Annotated in this window: 12 protein-coding genes and 2 pseudogenes; 1 reads left to right on the top strand and 13 read right to left on the bottom strand. The window is 58.2% G+C overall.

The features are described 5' to 3' along the window. Positions 1 to 30: 30 nt before the first annotated feature. The gene (locus AC07PT_RS22315; protein ID WP_494658153.1) at positions 31 to 669 is read right to left on the bottom strand and encodes a hypothetical protein; all 639 of its coding nucleotides are present in this window, start codon (positions 667 to 669) and stop codon (positions 31 to 33) included. A gap of 45 nt (positions 670 to 714) precedes the next feature. Then, positions 715 to 1,224 (bottom strand): annotated as a pseudogene (locus AC07PT_RS22310) (transposase); the annotation flags it as partial. A gap of 314 nt (positions 1,225 to 1,538) precedes the next feature. Here AC07PT_RS22310 and AC07PT_RS22305 point away from each other — a divergent pair. Further along, positions 1,539 to 1,739, top strand: a pseudogene (locus AC07PT_RS22305) (IS3 family transposase); the annotation flags it as partial. A gap of 76 nt (positions 1,740 to 1,815) precedes the next feature. On the opposite strand, the gene AC07PT_RS22300 reads toward AC07PT_RS22305, so the two are convergent. From AC07PT_RS22300 to AC07PT_RS22250, 11 genes are all read right to left on the bottom strand, one after another. Beyond that, positions 1,816 to 2,238 carry a hypothetical protein gene (locus AC07PT_RS22300; RefSeq protein WP_494658152.1) on the bottom strand — a complete coding sequence of 141 codons (423 nt, stop codon included), beginning with the start codon at positions 2,236 to 2,238 and terminating at the stop codon, positions 1,816 to 1,818. A 1-nt stretch (position 2,239) separates the two neighbouring features. Continuing rightward, complete coding sequence (locus AC07PT_RS22295; protein WP_494658151.1) at positions 2,240 to 5,845, bottom strand: transglutaminase-like domain-containing protein; 3,606 nt, start codon at positions 5,843 to 5,845, stop codon at positions 2,240 to 2,242. Positions 5,846 to 5,866: 21 nt separating this feature from the next. After that, on the bottom strand, positions 5,867 to 13,639 hold the full coding sequence (locus tag AC07PT_RS22290; protein WP_494658150.1) for a carboxypeptidase regulatory-like domain-containing protein: 7,773 nt from the start codon (positions 13,637 to 13,639) through the stop codon (positions 5,867 to 5,869). 851 nt (positions 13,640 to 14,490) lie between these two features. Next, positions 14,491 to 16,932 carry a type IV secretion system protein TraC gene (traC, locus tag AC07PT_RS22285; RefSeq protein WP_494658149.1) on the bottom strand — a complete coding sequence of 814 codons (2,442 nt, stop codon included), beginning with the start codon at positions 16,930 to 16,932 and terminating at the stop codon, positions 14,491 to 14,493. A 29-nt stretch (positions 16,933 to 16,961) separates the two neighbouring features. Beyond that, a complete protein-coding gene (gene traA / locus AC07PT_RS22280; protein ID WP_494658148.1) occupies positions 16,962 to 17,321 on the bottom strand; it encodes a TraA family conjugative transfer protein in 360 nt (119 codons plus the stop codon). A 36-nt stretch (positions 17,322 to 17,357) separates the two neighbouring features. Further along, positions 17,358 to 17,849 carry a type IV conjugative transfer system lipoprotein TraV gene (traV, locus tag AC07PT_RS22275; RefSeq protein WP_494658147.1) on the bottom strand — a complete coding sequence of 164 codons (492 nt, stop codon included), beginning with the start codon at positions 17,847 to 17,849 and terminating at the stop codon, positions 17,358 to 17,360. Between the two features lie 5 nt (positions 17,850 to 17,854). Next, positions 17,855 to 19,342 (bottom strand): TraB/VirB10 family protein, encoded by a 1,488-nt coding sequence (locus AC07PT_RS22270; protein WP_494658146.1) that lies wholly within the window; start codon positions 19,340 to 19,342, stop codon positions 17,855 to 17,857. Then, the gene (locus AC07PT_RS22265; RefSeq protein ID WP_494658145.1) at positions 19,339 to 20,505 is read right to left on the bottom strand and encodes a hypothetical protein; all 1,167 of its coding nucleotides are present in this window, start codon (positions 20,503 to 20,505) and stop codon (positions 19,339 to 19,341) included. Before AC07PT_RS22265 ends, AC07PT_RS22270 begins: the two co-directional genes overlap by 4 nt. Continuing rightward, on the bottom strand, positions 20,505 to 21,326 hold the full coding sequence (locus AC07PT_RS22260) for a TraE/TraK family type IV conjugative transfer system protein (RefSeq protein WP_494658144.1): 822 nt from the start codon (positions 21,324 to 21,326) through the stop codon (positions 20,505 to 20,507). Before AC07PT_RS22260 ends, AC07PT_RS22265 begins: the two co-directional genes overlap by 1 nt. Beyond that, entirely contained in the window at positions 21,323 to 21,601 is a 279-nt protein-coding gene (gene traL, locus AC07PT_RS22255) for a type IV conjugative transfer system protein TraL (protein ID WP_019576702.1), read from the bottom strand. The genes AC07PT_RS22260 and traL overlap by 4 nt, the downstream gene beginning before the upstream one ends. Next, positions 21,602 to 22,207 carry a hypothetical protein gene (locus tag AC07PT_RS22250; RefSeq protein WP_494658143.1) on the bottom strand — a complete coding sequence of 202 codons (606 nt, stop codon included), beginning with the start codon at positions 22,205 to 22,207 and terminating at the stop codon, positions 21,602 to 21,604. Between the last annotated feature and the right edge of the window lie 104 nt (positions 22,208 to 22,311).

Here is a 22,311-nt window from a genome sequence, read left to right as displayed (position 1 = left end):
ATCACAAACAACAAACAGGCCAACGCGCGATCAACGATCTACTCCAGACCAAAAGCCAAGAAATCGACTTTTGAGTGGCATCAAATCCGAATTCGAAGAGATTCCATAGTAACTCAATATATTTTCAACAAAAAACCCAACACATTTACGGCGATGAACATTCAAATGCTCGTGCAAATATTTACATCGATCAATAGAATTTAAAGCACCCAGATCTAACGGCCGATCAAAAAGGCCATCGCCAAATGCATCCCACACATCCGAAAATTCATAGCCATACGGAAGAAGCATACGAAGAAGAACTTCATGCAATCCAGTTGATTCCGACCCAATGTTTCGCACAGCTGATATCAGAAGTGCGGGAATGTAATAAACAAAAGCTTCTTTTGTTAAATAAGACTCCAACTCAGAAAATCCGCAACAAAAAAGATCATCATCCGAAATTTCAATCCACGGCCTATAATCAAGAGTTTTTACAATATTCTCCACCGACCACGCATCACCCGTGGAATATGCCAGGCAAATATTTCGATCAATACCCTCATTAGCCGAAAAGCCATCATGAACAGACAAGACGTATGAGTCGATAAAATTTGCATCATTATACAAACCAACCATTACGCACCCTTTGCAACGCACTGTTGTGCGGCTTCTTTGATAGCCTTGCATTTTATGCACATGCCGATAGCCTTTAATTCGTCGTCCCTGAGAAATTCAAACCTCAACCTGAGCACCACCGAAAGGCAAGGGGTTGGTCCGTAAATCGAAGAGACGACGCAGCCAGTTCAAGATAAACCGAGTGCATTCAGCCGCCCCCGATAGGCGCAAAAAAGGGCCAATGCCCTTCTTTGCGATCATCCTCAACAGCCAGCGCAGGTTGTAGCCCGCTGCGCACAGCACCGCGTGCAGACTGTCTCCCTGTGCCCCTTTGAGATGGCAGCGGTTCAATCGGTGATCGGCCTTGAGGTGGTCGATGATGGGCTCGATCGCCTGGCGTCGCTTGAGCAACGTCTTGTCCTTGTCGCTCATGCTCTTGAATCGACCCCGGTGCTTGATGCTCAGGCCGGGGTTGTCTTTGTCCACCCCGCGATAGCCCAGGTCCACAAAGGCCGTTTGGGGCTGGATGCCGGTGGACTGCATCAGGATGGTGGCCTGCTCGATTTGTTCGTTGAGGGTGTGGCCGTCATACGGGTTACCGAGGAAGGCCCGGGCACCGACGATCAGGTTGCCCTTGGGGCCGAACAAATCCATGTCCTCGATGCGCTTGCCGGCGCGCACCTGGCGTGCAAACCGGTGAGCCAAAGAGGCCTCCACCTCTTGCCAGGGCATGCGGTTGGCAAGCACCGCCAACGGGTGGCGCAGATCAATCATCTGGTCAAGGCGGTTGCGGAAGAAGTCAGCGGTCATGGTTGATCGGGCCTCAGGCAAAACTCCTAGGAATTGGGCTGTGGTGAATATTAAATTGGGAGTTCTGGGCTGAGGCAATGGCCTGCGGGGCCAATGTTCATGCGGGTTGCTAGGGTTTGGCAGGGTTGACTAATAATGCCGCCAACGAGGGGTTCTTCGGTCGCCTCAAGAACGAATTGTTCTATCCTCCGGACTGGAAGGGAACGACCATTGAGAAATTCATTGCGGTGGTCGACTCGTACCTCCGCTGGTGCAACAAGAAGCGAATCAAGATATCTCTTGGCTCTCTCAGCCCTGTTGAGTACAGTGTATGCCTTGGACTTGCGGCATAAATCAGCTCAAGTTTTACCCGCACCCCCAAGTTTGCATGTAAATCAACACTTACGCAATTAAGCGCAACACATTGCATCAATTGCGCCTAGCAAACTCCTCAACATTTAAATTATTCATCAACGCAAAGGCAATTCTCATATTTTTATCATGCTCAATCGAAGATGTAGCGATTTTTATATCATCGCGGCGCGCTATACAGAATATTATCTGATGCAGCAAACTCCCGTGATAACGAAATGATGCATATGCATCCTCCAAACCATCCTTGGCTACCTTGTAGGCGACTTCTTCATCCAACTTAAGCAACATGGATAATATTGTCACTCTTATTGGACATGAGGCACCATCGTAGCTTTTGACAATATGAGCAGTAAAATCCTTAAGCTCTTGACTCGACAACCCCGCATCCATGAGCTCATCTATGAAAATATTGAATTTATAAAAATCACCTCGACGTGCCATTTCAATTAAAAAATCATATCGACCAAGCCAATCCATCTCATTCCTTCAAATTAACACCATTGATGTTCTCAAGATCAAGCCGATAATACAGTCCATTATAATTTCGCTGCTCAGGCGAGCATATCTGCTCTCGTGGCGCACCAGACGTTCCAAATATCGAATACTTTTTTATACAAATACTCATAGATATAATCATTCCTCTCAAATCCACCCCCCCAGGGAACCAGGAAGGCCTATTGTTAAACATTTCTTCCATCTTATCTCTCACTTGGCGAGTTGTCACGCCAATGCCAACCTCACCTTCAATAGGCTGCCCCCATGTTTCGAAGGTTTGCGTACCTGTGGCTCGAGGGCTAACCTGAAGCTGCAGCCGCATAACTGGTAAGGCGCATTCCGGCTTTTTTGGTACAGATGCATTCGCACCAGTCGCAATAAGCAAGCTAGTTGCGGCCAAAACAGCCGGCCCCAAAGTCCCTCCCGTCAAAGCTGAGGCAACAATCCCAACAGCCATTGCAAGAATAATAAACAAAATCGAATCTGCAATCTGCGATCTATAACAGTCGACTATCTCAGAGACTGTATTTATCGCCGAATAGATTGCCAAAACCATCTGGCTGTACATCGGAGTCAACAAGGGCGCTTCGTAAGACGTTGGAGGGGCACCTACACCGAAAAAATTAAGCAATCGCATACCAGGCTCGCTCTCCAAATGCTCCTTATATCCACCATTGCTCCCACCCTCAATGTTGTAGCCACCAGCCCCAGTATCTGGATCAATCGCCGAGTACCCTGCCCCTGTCCAGCCACTTTCCGAAATCGGACTATCATGAACCGTCACCTCATACCCTGCATCCAGCGCCTGCTGCACCCGGCTCTGCGTGTCCAAACTGTGCGCGGACAGGGCCGTATTAACGATGTTAGGGTTATCGTTGTAGACCTTCTGCGTGATCGTGTAAATTCTCTGCCCCTGGGCCGCTGCGATCCCCAAGGCCTTCACTGCAGAGATTCCCTGCGGGCAGTCCGGCAAGCCCGCAACCTTGTTTGTGACTCCCTGCAGATTGCACTGACTAGGATCATTGAAAAACCTCTCAGGCACTGCATGCTCAAGGGTGCTCATGTACTGCCCCCGCATCCGGTTGTAGTTCACCCACTTGCTTTTGTCACTGTCTTTCGCCCAGGTCAGGTTGCGCACATGCCCGATGTCCATATTCACCCCCGGGAAGACCACTTTGCGCGCCACGCCCCAGCTGTAGATCGGGCTGGCCGATGCGTGGAACAGGCCATAGCTCAACCCGGGGTTTTCCACAACACCGCCTTGGTTCTGGCTCTGGCGGTTGTGGCTTTCTGAGGCCGCGAACCAGCTCCAAATGACAGCGCTCAGCAGATCACCGCTGATCTGTTCGCCCGTCAGGTTTGAGACGTTTTGGGCTTGAAGTTGGGTCTGAGCCTGCGTAAGCCGGCTCTTGAGGTGATCGAGTTGAGCTGCGCTGACACCACCCGCACTGATGCCGATGGCGGTGGCGTTGCCTGCCAGGTTGGATTCTTCGCTGCTCAGGTCCCATTGGGTGGGGTCGTACAGCTGAGTAAAGCCGCCGGTGCTTTGCAGAGCCGTCCCCATCACGATGGCTTGACTGCTTTTGGCAACCACTTGGCCATCGAGATTGATTTGGGGAATGAGCCGGATCAGGTAGCCCGGCAGGCTGCTTGGCAACTCGCTGGGCTGGATGGGTGAGCCATCGGCATGGGGCTTTGGCAGGTAGCTGTTGATGAGGTCGAGGCTGGCCTGATCAGCAGGCACGTAGCTCAGGGTCAGGCGTTTGCCGGTGAGTTGGCTGGTTTTTTCGGTATAGCTCAGCAAGGGGTTGCCGCTGGGGTCGCTGAGGCTGTAGGTGAACTGGTGCTGCAGTTGGGCCGGGAGCTGCGCCCCTTGGCTACCAAGGCTGACCACACTCAGGGGAGCTGCCTCTGGCAGCAAGGCTTGCAGTGTCTCCCCAATGATTTTTTTACCGATCACATCGCCCACCATGCTGGCAGTACCGGTCGGGCTACTGTCGATGTAAGCCTTGAGCCGCGTTTGGTAGCTGTTGAGTTGGCTGGCGATCGCCGCTTGGTTGAGGTTTTGCACCCACCCTTGGGCTTGATTTACCGTGGCGCCTTGCTGGGCCGCCTGGAGCAAGGCATTGGCATCGAACGGCACGGCGGTCTTAAGGTCCATGCCGGGTGCGTAGCTGTATTGCTTGTAGCTCGCATCGAGCGGAACCCAGGCATTCAACGGACCATTGGGGTTGACGTGCTGATTCGCGCTGGCGTTTTGGCTGCCCCGGCCCGGGGCCCAGTTCACATAGGCCTGCACCCAGACGTGCTCCATGCGGATGGCCTGGATGCTGCCGCCGTTGCTCAAGCCAGTGGCCGCAATGCCCCCCTGGTTGAGCAGCACCACAGCGGCCTCCGGCTTCTGAACACCGCCCACCCAGTTCATGGCCTGGGCGGCCGGGATCTCGACCGTGCCGAGCTGGAAACGCGCCGGGATGTTGGCCGCGCGCAGCAGGGCAATTTCCAGGCTGGCGATGTCGAAGGCGTTGCCTCGTCTCTTGTCCAGCGTGTCTTGCGCGCCTTGGATGGAGCCCCAGGTGGGCACCCATTCCACATTGTTGCGCACCCAGTTGTGGATGTTGACCGGGTTGTTGCCCAAGGACTGAGCTTGGGCCTGGATGGCGGCGGTGAGCTGAACCTCTGGGGTGGGTGCCAGGTCGGCGGCCGTGGGGGCCTCGCCAGGGGCGGGCGGGATGTTGAACTGGATGGGGCCGACGCTGCCGCCGGCCTGGGCCAGTCGAACGCTTTCCTTGCCGTACAGGTTTTGGAACCACGCGGTTTTGGTGGTCGCGGGGGCACGGGTGTTGGGCTTGGGCGTGCTCCAGGGCAGCTTCTGTGGATCGATGGCCAGCGGCTTTTTGCCAACTGGGTAGCGGTCGAAGTAGTCGCTGATGGCCGCCAGCTTGGTGCTGCTGGGCCCGGTGCGCCAGGCCTGGATCAGCGAGCGCAAGGTCGTGGCCCGGTTTTGCAGCTCGGCTTCGGTCTGATCATGACGCAGCAAGATGTCGTTGGAGACGCCTTGCTGAATCAGGCCTTGGCGAAGCTGGTGGAATTCGGCCAGCGCGGCGTCGGTGTCGGCATCGATGGCGTCGAGGGCGCTGCTCAGAGCTTGGGTTTCAGCATCGACAGTGGTGGCGGCCTTGGCGATCAGACTGGGGGTGGCCATCGCCTTGGCGGTCGATGTCCCCCCCGAAGTGGCGCCACTGGCGCGGCGCAGGCTGCGCACCAGATCCTGGGCTCGGCCAAGGTTGCGTGCGGTGCGATCGCTGGCTGCGGTTGAGGTACTGGAGCTGCTGGCAGCCTGGCTGGCCTGGGCTTTGGTGGCTTGCGCCACGTTGAGCTTTTGCTGCCATTGGAACAGGCGCTGCACCTGCGCCTGCGCCACAGGGTTGTCGGCCGACGCACCGGGCTCCTGGGCCAGCGCGCTCAAGGGCTGGAGGGCCAGGGCCAGGTGGGCCCCAATGACCACGCGGGCCACGGGCCGCAACCAGGGTTGCCAGGCGGCTTGGGTGTTGATTGGGGAGATGCAGGACATCACGGACTTCTTCATGGAGTCAGGTCTCAAACTGGGTTACTTGTCGATCGTGAAGCTGGTGGAGCCCAGCACTTGGACCACGCCATTGACAGTGGCCAGGAGTTCCACCTTGACCTGGTCGCCGCCTGTGCCGCTGACCTGCCAGTTGGTGTTGCCGTTGTTGGTTTCACCTGGGTTGAGCGTGAGGGTCTGGTCGAACTGCTGCAGCAGCTTGCCGCCTTGGGTGGTGTCGGTGACCCGGATGCTCACGGGGATGTTGTTGCCCATGGCACCGCTGTTCTTGACAGTGCGTGCAATGGTCACGTTCTGGCCCGCCTTGGCATGCGTGGGGTTGATGCTGACGCTGCCGGTCAGCACCGGGGGCAGCACCACGACCTGGAATTGGTCACGCGCCAGGAACAGCGTCTGGTTCTGCCAGTTGGCAGTCAGCAGCACATCGATGATGTCGTTGGCCTGCTGCTGGCTGTCGGCCTGCCAACCATTGAGGCGCACGTTGTTGCTGTTGCCCGGGATGGTCAGGTTGTCCCACAGGTTCTGAACCTGAGCACTACTTCGACGGTTGACCCACGAAGAGGTGACCGGGATGTCCTTGATCTGCGGCGGGCAGTTATTGAACACCGTGCGGCTACCCTGGATGGTACCGAGCAAGGGCACCTGACGAGCCGTCTGGTTGTTGACGCTGAAGTCCAACTTGCCGGTGATGCAGGCCCATTGCTGGCACAACTGCCGCTCAGCGCCTTGAAGCGCCTGGGCAAGTGCCTGGCGCGCAGTGCTGGTGTCCAAGGTGGTGATGGCACGCACGGAATCCGCCGCACTGACCCAGGCGGCCAGGCTGTCGGCATAGTTGCCTTGCTGCATCAAAGTGTTGGCATTGGTCGCGGCGTTGCGCGCTTGGTTGGCGGCGCTCACATCCGCGGCCTGCACAGGGGCCAGGGTGTTGAGCGCACGGGCGGCCGTGGTGCCCAGGTCTTGGGTGGCGACCAGGCTGAAGCCTTGGGCCAAGGTTTGCGACTGAGAAGTCGCTCCGTTGGCACTGGACTGGACCACAAAGGGCACGCTGTAACTGCCAGGCAGGTAGGCTGTTGCTTGCAACGCCACCAACGCACTCTGACCGGGTGCCAGATTGAGGGACCAGCTCACCTGGGTCGCACCACCGCTTTGCGAGGAAGACGGCACAGCAGGCTGGGTCCCGATCAAGGCCACACCCGAGGGCAAGGTCGCCTGCACGGTGACAGTCGCGGCCACATTGCCGGCGTTGCTGACCTGGGCAGCCAGGTTTTGCAAGCTGCCCACGGCGCCGGTATTGCGCGCCGGCGTCACCAGATAGGTCACACTGCGCTGCAGCAGGTCGAGAAGGCCACTGTTAGAGGCCGCCTGGGCTTGCACAAGCAAGCTGGTCAGGTTGAAGCCGAAGACCAGGCTGCGCCCCTGGCCCACGCTGCGGCTGACAATAGCCGGCCCTTGCGTGCTGCTGTAGGTAGCCTGCGTTGTGCTTCCCTGCAGGGCCAGCTTGGTGGGCTTGCCCAGGCTGTTGAAAGTGGCCGATGCGTACAAACCACCATTGCCCAGGGTCACACTGGGCTTGGTCAAGCCGGTGCTGCCTTGAGCCACCACACCGAGGGTCGGGTGAATCAAGGTATCGCGAGCATGGGGACTGCCGTCGAGCACCAGGCCTGCCCCGCGCTCAGCCGCTTCGCGCAGTTCTTTGATGCTTGTGTCGGAGAGCTTGCCTGCACCGCCGCTGACCCAGTACAGGTTGTACAGGCCGCAGCGCATTTCGGTTTCGAACTCGGCCTGGGTGGTGACCACCTTGGCACTCAAACCCACCGCGTTGAAATAGTCGCGCAAGGCCTGGGCCTTGGGCTCATCGCAGGCCGGGCTGGACGCCAAGCCGTCATCAGCACTGGTGCAGCTGACCAAGACCAGCAGGCGGGGCGAGGTACTGCCATCGGCCTGAGCGTTGATCTGCAATTGCACAGCAGGCGTGGTCACGCTGAAATTGGCCGTGGCCAGGACGGTGGACACGGGCGAGCTCGCCCCACCCGCAGCGGCGACAGTGGCCGTCCAGGTCGCTTGGTATTGGGTTCCCACAGCACCTGGCACCTCCCAGGCCTGGTTGCCCGCAAACCGGCTGTTGGCGGCCAGGGTCTGGGGCATGTCCCACTTTTGGAGCACGGTGGTGCTTCCAGCGGTGCGGATGTTGAGCGTGAGGGTGGCGTCCTGTGGCACGCTGTTCGGGTTAAGGGCCGAATACGTGAGCTGAACAGCCTGGCCGCTCTGCACTCCGGTAGGGCTGGCACTCAAGGTGCCTGTGAACGGCTGGAGCGCGGCCGCAGTGAGCGAGATATTGGCTTGGGCCAGTGGCAGCTCCTGCGTGGTCAGCTGCACTGTGGCCGAGGCCACCACCGTCTTGCCAGCGGTGCCGGCAGCAGGCCAAGTCCAGTTGAAGCTTTGCTGCGCCCCCATATTCAAGGCCACGTTGGCCTGGCTGAAGGTGCCCAACACGTTGCCAGTGTCGGGATCGATCACACGCACCCTGACGGTGGCATTGCTGAGGGCCGCATTACCAGCGTTGCTGAGTTTGAATGCCAGTGCCACCGGTTGGCCGATCGGCACGCTGGCGGGCGTGGCCTGCAAGGCGCCACTCAAGCCCACGCCGGTTTGGCTGGTGTCCTGGATGCTGAAGGCCGCGCTATGCTGGGCAAGCGCATTGCCTGGGTCGCTCGCAGCGCTGACCGTCAGCTGGGCTCTGTAGTTCCCGGCCGCCAGGCCCGTGGCCGGCAGGCTGTAACCGTAGTTTTGCAAGCCACCGGGCACCAACTGCGCCAAGGATTCGCTGTGCTGATTTACGCTGCGGCCCGTGCTGTCGATCACATCGGTCTGGACCACAAGGCCATTGAGCAAGGCGTTGCTGGTGAGGTTGCGCACCTGGTCCTGGATCTGGATGGATTGCGCGGCGCTGTAGGTGCTGCGGTCGGTGCTGATATGGGCAGACACCTGGACACCTTGGCTGGCGACCACCTTGAAAGGCGCGGTGGCGCTGGCATAGGCCAAACCTTGAGCATTGATGAGCTCGGCCTTGACCTGATAGCCGCCCGAGATGACCGTGCTTGCCGACCAGTTGAGGCTGGCGGTTGCGGTCGAGCCTGGATTGACAGAGCTCACGCCCGGCAGAGGCAAGGTCGTGACCAACTTCTGGTTGGCATCCAGCACGCTCATGCGCACCTGCGCAGTTTGGGGCGTGGTGGCGTGGCTGGTCAACGTGGCCGTGAAAGTGGCCTGATCCGATTCGGTGTAGCTGGCCTTGTCGGTAGCCACAGTCAGGCTCAAGCCATTGTCCACGCTGACCACGGGCACGGTGATGGGGGCCGTGACCGTGCCACCGGTGAGGCTGTTGTTCATGACCAGGTTGGCAGAGAGTGCCACCGGGCGCACTTCGCCAATCTGCATGTTCTGCAGGCTCAGATCAAAGTTGACCTTCTGCCCGGCACTCGTGACCCCCACCAAGTTCCAGGTGTGCAGAGTGCTGCCATCGGGCTGGGCCACGCTGCTAATCAGGGGCAGGTCGGGGTTGCTGAGGGTCACATTGGCGGGCACCGTGACTTGGAGCTGGGCATCGATACCCCCCAGGCGGTCCAGCATCACGGGCAGCCAGATTTCGACCCAGGTGGAGGGGATCAATTGGAGGTTCGGGTTGTCGCCCAGCAGTCCAAATGTCGCACCATTCTCTGTTCGCCAGCCGCCATCGGGCTGTTGACGTGACAGCAGGAGTTGCACGGCGTTTCTGACCTGCGGGGATTGGGCCGAAGGGTTGTTCACATCAAGCGCGACACCCACCATGGCCGTCACCATGGAGTCGCTACCCCAGCCAACCCAAGCCTGGTGCCAACTCCAGCCCCCGTCCGACAACTGCCGCGACGACAAGGTGCCAGAAACAGACGCGATGGCTGCGTTGACGCTGCTCAGGTTTGCGCCGTTGGGCTCAACTGCCTGGAAATACGACCGCAGTTTGCCCAACCCCATCAATTGGAAGGCCAGTTCGAGGTTGTTTTGTGAATCCACCCCGACGCCCGCCGTCAAGGCCGAGGTGGACTTGAGCAGCGAGGCATCCAGGATGCTTAGCAATCCGGTGTCGGCCCCTGCAGACTGCGAGACATAGAGTCCGTCCTGCCGATGGATGACCACTTGTCCATTGGACAATTGGGCCACCCCCGATACGCCATCGTAGACCCAGCGTTCGGACACCCATTCACTGTCAAACCGGTAAAGTCCATAGCTACCACCGAGCAAGAATCCCTTGCCAGACGGAACAAGGAATTGCGGCAGGCCGTGGGCACGCGGTAACGGTACATCGAGGATCTGGCGGGTTGTCGGGTCCATGCGCACAATCACCCCAGTGGGCACCACCACATTGCTCGTATCGATCACGGTCTGCTGTCCTGCGAACAGTACCCGCCCTTGGCTGTCAATCGAAACCCCGCGCAAGATAGCGCCATAGGCGCTGCCATTCAGCGCATCCGAGAAGGGCGTGACAGCCCCTGCAGCATCCATTTGGTAGGCTTGGTGATCGGCTCCTACGAACACAATCGACGTCGAATTGGGCAAGGGCTTGGCGTCCAAGGATGCCGACGACCCAATCTGCGACAGGCTGCCGTCGACTTGCATCCAATACACACCGGTTTGCGCTGTCACCAGGAGTTTGCCGCTGGCAACGTAAGACAGGCTGGTGACTGGGATCTGGGATGCGAGCAGATGCCCTTGTCCCTGCGGATCGATTTTCCAGATCTGCTGAGCCGCCACCGCACCGACATACAGATTGCCGCTCGCATCCGCCGCCAGTGCCATGTCGCCGCCAGGCAGTCCTGGGACAGACAAAGGTGTCCAATTTGGTTTGGTATTGGTGGCGCCCGCTGCCGCAGCGGCCCGCACTTCCACCAGGCTGCTGGTGTTCAATCCCGTCAGCGGGGGCGTCGATCGCCACCATGAATAGGGGTGCTCCACTGGCCAGGTTCCGTCGGGGTTTTGCACCGAGGCCAAGTATCGGGCCATGGCATTTTTGGAGGCGGCCACGGAGTCTGGTGCATGCCATTGATTGAGCGCCCACAAGGCCAACGTCGAGTTGATGCCTTTGTACCCACCATAGACGTAGCTGATGGCGCCGTCAGGTTCCTGATATTGGCTGATGGCATTGGCCAGCACCGCACGGCGCAGGGCGTCCTGCGGTTGAATGAACTTCAGGTTGTGCTCGCCTCCCACCACGGTCTGTGTCTGGACATGACAGGCAAAGCACTGGAGGTCATTGACAAAATGGTTGTACGCCAAGGTGTCGGCGTGCTGGACAGCCTTGCCGATCGCTGTCTTCACCAGGCTACTGAGTGGGTCGGCGCTAGAGCCATTGGCCACATCAACACCCAAGGTGTTGATCGTGCCACGCACCTTTTGCGTTCCAGGCGGGACGGTGGGAAGGTCAACGCTGAACTGGCCTCGGCCATAGTCACCCACGTGGACTGTCTGGGTCAGTTGCCCAGGCGTGCTCGCACTGCTCAGTTGGAATTGGTAGTCACCAGGCGCCGTGGGCGTCCATGCCGGAAAGCTCAGGTTGGCCAGTTGTGCCAGGTTGAGCGCATAGGCGTTGGCCGTTTGCGAATAGACCGTTGCCCCTTGCGCGTTGGTTCCGACCAAGACGAAGTCCTGGGACGCCAGCGCCTGATTGCCGTCGTTTTGCACAACGGCGGAAAGTTTGACGACGGTCGACGCCCCTAGTTGCAATACAGGAGGGTCGGCGACAAGCCCACCACTGAAATGGGGACTGCCCGTGATCTGGATGCGAGTCCCCGACGTCAATGAGGCCAGGAGTTGGCCCTGAGGCTGACTCAAGGTGGGCGACCCTGGTACATAGAGCTGCGCCACCACGGTATAGGAGCCAACGGCAAAGGTGCCGGTGTTCCAGTTGAAATTCAACTGTTTGCTTTGATTGGGCGAAGCGGTCAGCACGCCAACCGGACCGCCCTGGGCATCCTGCGATCCAAAGCTCGCGACAGCCTTTGCATTGCTGTCGGTGATCACAATGCGAGCCTGTGCGGTATCCACCGCGGTGCCGTTGTTGGTGGCCGTGACCTGCAAGGCAACGGTTTGATTGGCACCCGTGCTGCTCGGTGTGAAAACCAGATTGCCCAGGCTCCAGGCCCCGGTGCTGCTGCTGGAGGAGTTCAGCACGAAATCCTGCGTGTAGCTTCCCGGTTGGCTGGGTGTCAGGGTCATGCTGATGCTGCGAAACCCGGTCGCGCTGACCGTGATCTGCAACGGCCCCATGGGCAGATTCGACAAACTGTAGGAGCCACTCGCGCCCGAGGTGGTCGTGGCCGTCATGCCACCTGCGATCACACTGATCGTCGCGCCGGACACGGCCGAACCCGTGCTGTTTTTGACGCTGCCGCTCAAGGTGGTCGTGGTGGGGGCCGCGCTCAATTGGACCTTGCCCAATTGGAGTTTGGAGCCATCCGTCAGGCTCAATTGGTAGGACTGCGGCTTGTAACCGGTGGCAGAGACAGCGAGGGCATAACTGCCTGCCGGCAGAGCCAGATTGAATTGGCCATCGGCTGCGCTCTGCGCGGGGTAGGTCGTGCTCGACGTGCTCAACGCCGTGGCAAGAATCTGGGCCCCCGGGATGGGCGCCTGCGTCGCAGCATCGACAACGGTACCCAGAACCGTTCCTCCCGGAGTGGCGGCAGGGCTGCCCACCACCAGCAAGGCCGGCGAAAAGTTCAGTCGTGTTCCGGCCACCAGGGTCAGCCCAGTGGAGACACTGTTGTATCCGGCGGCCGAGACAGTGACTGTCACAGCGCCTGCGGGCAGACTGATCGAATACGCGCCAGAAGCGTTGGTGGAGACCGTTTGGGGAGTGCTACCAGTGCGGGTGATGGTCAGCGTCGCCCCCGAAAGAGTCTGGCCTGTTGCGCCATTGCTCACCGTGCCCAGCACCGTGGTTTGATTGCCGGGCTGGATAGGATTGTTGGGCGTCAAACCCGCCAGATACAAAGCCCTGAGAGCCAGGGCTGTGACGTAGGGGTCGCCGCCCCATGAGCCGTCGGCCGCTTGAGCCTTGAGCAGGGAGGCCGCCACGGTGCTGGCAATGCTGGCATCGCTGCCACTGTAGGGTTGGACCGCCTCAAAGACGATGGCCGTGAGTCCGATGTCGCTAGCCCAACCACCGGCAGCATCCCGCGCGCTCAGTAAATAGGTCACGGCCTTTTGAGCGATCTGGGCCGCCGCTGACGAGTTGCTCACGACTCCTTTCAAGCCATTGAGGATCTTGGCAGTGGCCAGCAAACTCGCACCGCTGCCTTTGCCAAAGCTGCCGTCCGCATTTTGCTGGGCCTGGAGCCAACCGATCAGCAATGACTGATCGGATGCCGACAAAGCGCCAACTTCGCTCTGGAGCGCCCACCCGGTATCCAGCAGGCTGGGGCCGGCTTGATCCGAGTAGGAGGAATAGCCACCAGAACTTTGTTGGCGATCTGCCAAGGTGCCCGTAGGGCTTGCACCGGCGGCAAGCTCGAGGCTGCGGCGGCAAGCGACGGTCTGGGTAACGGCCTGGCTGTCGTTTTGCAGGGTCGCCACCAGTGACGCCACCTGCGGGCCATTGCCCGACAAGGTCAGGAGTGTCTGGGCAACTTCGCACTGGGTTTGTTCAGGAGCCGCCACCGCCGACAAGGTGCGCACTATGCCACTGGTCTGCACCTGGTTCTGAAGCCAGCCCAAGGCCTGGCCGACATCGGCTGAGGCACTGAACCAGCCCAGCGAGGCCAAGAGCAATGCACTAGTGACCCAACGCCCCGAGGTCAAAAGCCGCCAGATCAGCCGTAGACACCATTCCAAGTATCGGCTTGCGCGCCAAACCCAGGCTTGCAGGCTGGAGGCAGGTTTGAGATCTTCAGTTACCAGCCCTGTGGCAACGACGGCCTCAGTGGTGCTGTCGCTGGGGCTATCACTCGGCTCAGAAAAGTGCAGGCGCATGGAAATGGCGCGTTGAATCGCGCTCAAGGCAGCTGCCTGACCGTGACCCCACACGAAATGAAATTTTCAATCCACGGGGTGCAGAGCAATCACTTTATGCCACCCCTCCCTTTTGGGCGCATTGTGATGTAAACGTATGCAAAGTTAAAGTGCTACTTTGTAACTTTTTGAGCAATTGTTGGCATTTATAAACATTGTCGGCTCGGAGTAGCTAGGTTCCATGGCACACGACCACCGGACCAATCACCAACCGAGTGGCGCCCCCTCCACGCGCATCACTGGCCTAGGCAAGGCGGCCTCAAGAATCGACCGCGTAGGATGGTCTACTACGCCCGATCTCAATGCGTGCAATGGCTGATGGGATCCAGTCACAGAAGTTGCGAGCTGTGCCCAAGGCCAGCCCCTGAGCCTCGGCCTGCGGCTGCGCATCATGCCAGTGCTTGTTCCAGCAGAGGAAGCTGTCATCGAGCTGGGCATGCTGCAGGATTTTGTCCGCAGGCCAATCCCTGCCGAGTAACCTGCGCAAGCAGCATGGAAAGCGTCTCCAGACGCCTCCCCTTCGTTGTGCCGTGGAGAGAAACATGCTTACGACAGGTCGAGCCCGCACATTCGTGCGGTGAGAACATCACCTGAATTGAATTTTCTCAGCCATGGCGAGCGATGTAGTGGTCAATCGCCCGCACGGGATCAACACCGGCCGCAATCGATTCAATCACCTCAGTTCGCTCCGTACCAGAAGTAGAAAAGAGCACCTGCGACCATCGATCGAGAACAAGCCGAGCAATCCCCACCCCCTGGTTTGCGTACACCATCACCTCGGAGTATTTGCCCGGAATGGAGTGCACCGTCTTGAGTTGGTGATAGCCATAGGAGCCGATCGCCAGGTAGCCCTCCTTCTCGCATTGCTCAATCGTCTCCTGCGTTTGCCGCAGAATGAACTTGAAGGCACTGTTCGCTGCGATGGCCTTCCCTGAAGTAGAGCCATACAAGTCGGCAATGCTCTGCGTGACGATGATGGCCGACCCACCGTACTTCCGGAACCGACGATAGGCGTGTTCCAAAAATCGGGCCACCATGGGGTCATCCAGCATGTCCCATGCCTCGTCAATGATGAGCACCTTCGGGCGCCCATCCTTTGACATGAACATCTCGCGCTGGATTGCGGCGATCAGTTGCATCAGGACCACCTGCTGCAGGGTCTTCTTGCTCTTCAGCTCTTCAAGCTCCAAGACCACAAAGTCCTTATTGAGGTTCAAGTTGGAGCGGCCATCAAACCACGCTCCTTCGCTACCATTTCGTGTGAACCGGTACAGCATGTGGCCAATATCAACCACACGCTCATCGGGCTGGTTGATCATGTAGTCGGCCACGTCAGAGATCGTCATCGAGTGAGCCAGACTCCCCCAAACGGCCTTGATGGCCTCTTCAATTCGAGATCTGCGGTAATCATCAAGGCCATCTTCAGGGGCGGCCATTTTCTCGATGATGGCCTGCAGGAGACCGACTTCATCGTCCAGATCCTCAACAGTCGAAAACGGGTTCAGGCACATAGTCGATTCATGGCCAAACTCGATGAACGACCCATCCAACCATTTGCACTGCTTGTAGTAGGACTTGCCCACGTCGATCGCGAAAACCTTGGCACCCATGGACAAATACTCGGCAACCAAAAACTGGGTGAAGAATGACTTGCCAGCACCAGACTCTGCGAAGACAACGCCGTTCATGTTGGTGGCACTGTCGTACAGGTCAAAGCCCATGAGTTGCCCACGGCGGGACTGCATCATGAAGCCGAACCCGCCCTTCTGACCAGGCCTGGAGGTGCCTTTCCATTCACCCAGCATTGGGAGGAAGGTTACGGCTTGCTCTACCGCCAGTGTCTTGAAGCGAAACAGGTTTTTGATGGACTCGACAGTAGGGAACAGCGGGAACGCATTCCAGAACACGGGAAGGAGCACGAATTTCTCCTCACCGGTTGAAAAGTCGAAGGACTGCAAGTAGGTTCGCAGCGCCGCCAGCTGGCGAGAACCTTCTTCGCGCTCCTTGCTGTAAACGGTGACCGTCAGGCTCGCTTCGATGACAGTGGCTCCACGCTCAACTGCATTCACCAGTACATCCATGCCCTTCTTTTTGAAGGCGAGCTTGGGCACGAAGCGCAACATCGGCCCGAAGGCCTGGTAGTTGATCAGCCCCGCCTTTTGCTTGGTCGCGCTGGTCTTCGCAAACTGATCAGGGTAGTGCAGCGTGAGGTTGATGTGGTACGGCAGCTTGAGCTGATTGTTGGCCCCAAGCGGATCGCCGATGATGTAGGCCATGGTGCTGAAGGCATTCTCATTTGGCCACCGGCCCACGCTCAGAATTTGAGCGTGCGTGCCATCGCCAAATTCCAGGGCGTCCTTGTGGACCGTGATGGACTCGCCAGGAACAAAAACCTGTGTCTTGAGCATCTCGTCATCTCGCGCCGAATCCGTTTTTGGCGGATCAAACGGGTGCGTCAAGCGGTGGGCCACGCGCAGGTAATCGTCTTGGTTCATGCGGCGCATCGCCAAGCCGACCGTTTGCAGCGACTCGGACAGCTTGGCACCAGACTCAGCAATGGTGTCGCATTCCATCTCAGATGGCAGCTTGCCTTTGAATGGAATTTTGAGCGTCACTATCACGATTCGATCCAACATCTTGACGCCGATATTGGGCAGGTTCGATTGATGCCGTGACTGCGACAGAAATTCTGCCCGTCGCTCGTAGTAGGCCGTCAAGGCAGAACGAGCAATGGGGCTTTCAATTCGGTTGATACCGTCTTCTCGCCTGGATCGATACAGGGTCAAAGGCAGATCGATATCTGGCATCCCCAGCAGAGACACCTGGATAAAGGATCCAGCCGGGAGCGACATGGACAGTGCTCCCTTGAGCATGTCCACCGTCGTGTCATCCGCGCCGTTGATGGGGTTTCCCCAGTAGCAAACTCCGAGATACCCATCATCACAGAGGAACAGTCCCCTCTCCTCCTCGTAGGCCATCACCGGAATGTACTCATCAGGCGAAGTGCGTTGACCCGCCTGTTGCATCGCTTTTAGAACGGCTGACATTCAACCCCCTTACTGCTGGTTTTCGACGATCAGATGGGGTTGGAGATGACCACGGCTGCAGAGATCACGCCATCGATCACGCCAGGCCCGAAACCTGCAGTGAGCGCCATGGCGATGCCGACCACAGCAGCGATCACGCTTTGCTTGATCACGCCAACGCCGAGGCCGACCAGCAATGCAGCAATGCCCAGCACCTTGCCCAACGTGCCGTTGGACCAGCCGGTGAGCTGGTCGTAGACCTGGGTGAACTCGGTGCCGCCCGCACCGGCCAGGGCAGTCATCGGCGCAGAGGCGGCGGCCACCAGGGCGACTGCGAGAACGAGGTTGGATGCCACTTGAGCCTTGTTGGCGCGCAGCTGGCTCTTGAAGCGAGAGAACATGGATTTCATGGGAAAGACTCCTTTGGAGGGTTGAGGAAAATGAAATTAGCGGGGGAGAAATGCGGGGGAAGCACTCTGGTGACGAACCTCTTGCTCGCCATAGCTCCAGCGCTTGGGGGTCACTTCGGTGTAGACATAGCCAGACCAGTTCAGGTTGTCCTGGCCATCAACCCATGGGGCAACCCAGATGCGCATGACCTGGGATGCTTCGCGCAAAGGGCGTGCACCAGGCTCACCGGCCACATTGAATTCGCCCTCGGAGCCAAGATTGAGAAGATCCGCGCGAAGCGCCTGCAGCTGCTTGTTTGCCTTCTTTCCATCGCCCGTTTTCCAGTTTTCCGGGGTACGGCCATCCATCACCGATCCAGGCGTTGAATGGGTGTCGGAATACACCTCAAGGGGCGTCGGGCAGGTCTTGTTGCGGTCGCAGGCAAAGTCAGAAGTGCCTGCAGTGTTGAGTGAGCTGGCGCACCCGCCCAAGGCGGCAACTGCCAACAGCGAGAGGCTGAGAGATGCGATACGAAAAGTTGATTTCATGGCGCTTACCAGTTGAGGCCGTTTGAGAAGTTGGGGGCTTCGCCGCCGCCGTGGATCGCCGATGTCGTGGCTTCACGAGCTGCATCCATGACTTGGGTCATCTGCTTGGTGGCGGCTGTCTGCGGAATGCCTGTGCTGTGCTGAGCTGCGCCGGGGGTGTTGGCCCCTACGTGCTGAGCGCCGCGCTGGCGCTCACTGGGATCAACGTAGCGCTGCAGGTTGGTGGAGCCCTTCAAGGGCAGGCTCACACCGCGCGTCACCACGACAGTGACGGCCTCGCCGGCAGGGATCTCGACCACAGGGAATGTTTCCTTGGCCATGTCGAGGTAGAACTTGGCAATCATGTTGGTGGCAGAGCCAACCCCACCGGCAACGCCGGATTGCAGAATCCGATCGATGGATTCAGACTGGTAGAGCGTTCCCTCTTGCGTTGGGTTGATGTTCAATGCAGGGACACGGGTACGGTTCAAGGTCTGGCCAATGCCACCCAACATGCCAGCCATCAGCGATCGAGCGATCATCTGGCCTTGCTTGGAGACCAGCGTGCCCGGGATACCGACCTTGCCATCGGTGCCAACGATGTATGCCTCCAGCTTGCTCTCGATGACGTTGCCGTCGTTTCGCACGCAAGACAGGGCTTCGCTGCGCATCATGGCGCGCTCGGATGCGAGCTGGCCCCAGCCAGCGACCATCAAAAAGCATTCGCGAACGTCGATCGACGCATAGTTAGGGAGCACGGCCTCGCGCTTGACCCGCACGACCACGGGCATGGGGTTCTTCTGAGCAACAGCAGATGTCGGTGCATCCAAGCCATTGAGCAGCACGCCCGTGAACATCGACCCGGCAGGAATGAATGCCGACTGGGGGCCAGCTGGCTTCTTGGTGCCCTCCTCAGGCTTGTTCAGCTTTTCCTTGGCGTCGTCCTTTCCCATGAGCCCTTCTTCGGAAATCATGCGAATTCCGCGCTTCTTGGCCGGAGCAACTTCAGGCTTCACACCCGGGTCTCCCGGTTGAGTTGAGCCAGCCAATTTGGGAGCGGCAGGGGTTGCGCCAGCCGCTGCGGGAGATGCGATGGGCGGCGGCGGTGGCAGCGACGGAGCTTTGACGGCCGGAGCGTCAAAGACAGTCGTCGTAGCCGTCAATTCAGGCGGAGAGTCGTCCTTCTTTTCCTTGAACTCTGCAGGGGACCCCTCTGGTCTTTCGGCCTTGCGCTTGTCCAAGTCAGTGATGAGATGCTCAATCCGACTCTTCAGCTCCTCCTGCTGCTTCTCCATCGCATTCATCTTTCCGCTGAACTGTTCAACCCCAGTGCTGCGCACAGGGGCAACCACGGTGACCTCCGGCTTCTCGGCGCGAGGCACTCGTGACGATTTGCGCTGCGTGGCGGAGCTGAGAAACCAGCTCACAGACAGAACGATGAAGATCGAACCCCCAACCATCACCAGTCGGCGGGTATTGGGCTGCAGATTGTTGAATTTCGCGGCAAAGCTCATTGCGCCACCCCAGAGTCGTATTGAGCGGACTTGGGCTTGTCGGCCAAGAGGAAGACGTAACTCCCTTCACCCGGCTTGAGCGAGATGTTCGGGAAGAAGGAGACGGCCTTGACCCCTTTGCGATAGAAGGCCGTTTCGGCCAGGTCAACCACCTCGCCACTGAGGTTCTTGATGGAATAGCGGTAGATGTCCACCGTGGAGCCGGTGAACGCGTATTCAGGGGTGACCTGAATCGAGCCCATCTTGGCGACACCACCCTCAATCGGAACCGTCGCGAATCCCTTGATCTTTCCACGCACGGCCTGGGTCAGCACGGAGCGAATGTTGCTCACGTAGTCGTTCGAACGAGGCTGGGTGATGTCTTGCTCTTCACTTGACGCAGGGGTCTTCACCAGCGAATCGACCGTGCGCAGATCTTCGAGCTTGATGATCACGTTCTGGCCAGGAATGTCCTGGGCCGGAATGATCGTCAGGGAGATGGACTGCGCAGTGTTTGCACTGTCAACGATGAACAGCCCGATCGGCGCATCACCTTGGGGCCGGAGGTAGACATCGCTTCCAACCACCTTGGCTGAGCCCTCGTCGTCGGAGGACTCATCGAGCACGACAGGCTTTGCGAACGGCGTAGCGATACGGTTCGGGAGGCGGCCTGACAGGCGAATGATTTCGTTGACACCATTGCGGGTGTGAAGCACGAATGGCCGCGTGGAGGGATCGTCCTTCTTCAGGCCTGGCAGATTGATTTCTCGCTGGAACGCATCAAGGGGCTGGCCACCAGCCTTCTGCGCCTCACCAATCAGCTTGTTCACATCGGCGGGGGCTTTCCCAAGGGGCCCCTCTGGAAGGTTCACCAGGGGGGCCGTGCGGACCTGTTTGCTGCCACCTGTACCCGGTCTCGTGATGAAGCGGTTTGTGCCGGCGCCTTGCCCACCTTCAGCGCCCGTGGCACCTTGAGGTGCTGGCGCCTGAACAGGTGCCTTTGCGGGGCCGCTGGCCGTCAGAGGAGCCGAAATCGGCTTGGAAAGCTCTGCTTTGATTGCAGCCTCGGTCTTCAGGACCTCGGCTTTTGCCTTCAGTGCCTGAGCTGCGCTGTCCTGGGCGAAGGCAGTGCCGAAAGTGAATGTGCTTGCCAGAGCGGCGAGCACCAGGTTGCGTCGAAACATCAGCGGGACTCCTTCGATTCAATGACTTCTTCTTTGCCCTCAGCGCGATTGGCTGGCATCGCTGCACTGCCTGGATCTGCAGGCACGGCCTCCCAGGCCTGCCCTTGCTTGGCAGCGTCACGCATGACGGAGAGGTCCGCTGGCTGGGTATCGGTGTCGGTGGCCGCCTTGGACTTGCGCTGGTTGAGCGGCATGGCGTAGTCAGGGATGGGCTTGCCTGTGTGCTGGCTGTTGTTCACATGCCAGCCCACGGTGTGAGGGACGCTGCCCTCGTAAGACAAGAAGTGAGTCACCCACGGGCGCCCTTCCCGGATATCTGCCCCGATTTCATAGACAACCTGCTTTTGGTATTTCTGGTTTCCAGAATTCGAGGTGATCAATGAGCCTGTGACAAAGACGCGACCCGTTTCCGGCTCGTATTGAATCGACCCTGGCAAAAAGCTAATGGTCGAGTTGGAGGCCTTGAAACCCGGATCTTCAATCAGCGTCAAGAGCTGACGCCGAAATTCATTGAAGATTGCAGGATCCATGAATGCCGAAACAGACTCCAAGATCACGCTGGATGATTTGGGCTGAATATTTCCGACCAGTGTTGCGATGTACAGACCAAAGCTCTTGAGGTATTCCTTGTCTGCACTGCGCCAGCTGATCTCTGCCTTCTTGTCCATGGATGGGGGAACCAGAATCACTCTGTCGCGCTGACCATTCAATGCGACGACTGAATAGATAAGCCCAAAGGACATGATCACATTCGAGATGACCAATGCCTTCGTCATGGCCTGAAGTTGGCCCATATTGCGCATTGCCGTGATCATCTTCATTTGACTGCCTCCCGGATAGAACCGTTATCAAATCGCTTGTTCATTGACATCGAACCTACCCACCAGACCATGTGAAACAAAACCCCGGGCATGCGGTTGTTCTTAAAACGACCAAAGAGTTTCACGAACACAAATGTGAGAACCATGCCGAGCAGGAGTTGATCCCACATAAACATCACAATGAAGATGACAAGCGCAGGAAAGAACTCGTCCACCTCCCAAAAGAAGATCTGGAGTTGATCGTCCACGTAATTTGGAATCGGCTTTTCGGTCATTTACTTACCCACGCGAATCAGGACAATTTCATTCACACCTTGGCCGTACTTGGAACCGCCCATGACGACGTTGGACATATCCATTCCACGATCCTTCAGCTTCTTGGACAGTCCTCTCCAAGCGCTCATCATTTCTTCGACGCCGGATTCCGACATTTCTTCCTTGTTCAGGAATTCAACGTAGTACCGCGCCTTGGGCAAGGCCTTGAATTTTTCTACCTTCAACAGTGAGTCGATGCTCACTTCGGCGCCATCCACAGCGAACTCATAGATATCCACGACGCCATTGCTCTTTCTCGATTCAGCACCGTCAATGGACTTGGAATCAGCGGCTCCACGCTGCTGACCGCGCTGCAGACGACTGTTCGAAATATCGATTCCAGAAGTCCAGATGACTCGCTCATCAGGACTCAAAAATTGATTTTTAGATTCAACTGCAAGCACAACTTCACGACGCTCGGTGCTACCGATAGTCGAATGTGCTTCTATCGCATCACGCTGAACCCAGGATTTTTTAATTACCGGAGATGGAACATCAATATATTGAGGAGCGCACCCCGCAATGAGGCAGCACACGACAACAGATGACAAGGCGTTCCATTTCACAGGAGGATCTCCATACACAAGTCCTTGAATTGATGTATGAAATGGTAACGAGCGAGCCTCAAAAAAATCAGGCGAAAAACCTCGTATTTCGAAGTCTTTCGCCA

The sequence above is a fragment of the Curvibacter sp. GW821-FHT09D12 genome (assembly GCF_059416245.1).
This window is presented reverse-complemented; position numbering and strand designations above follow the sequence as displayed.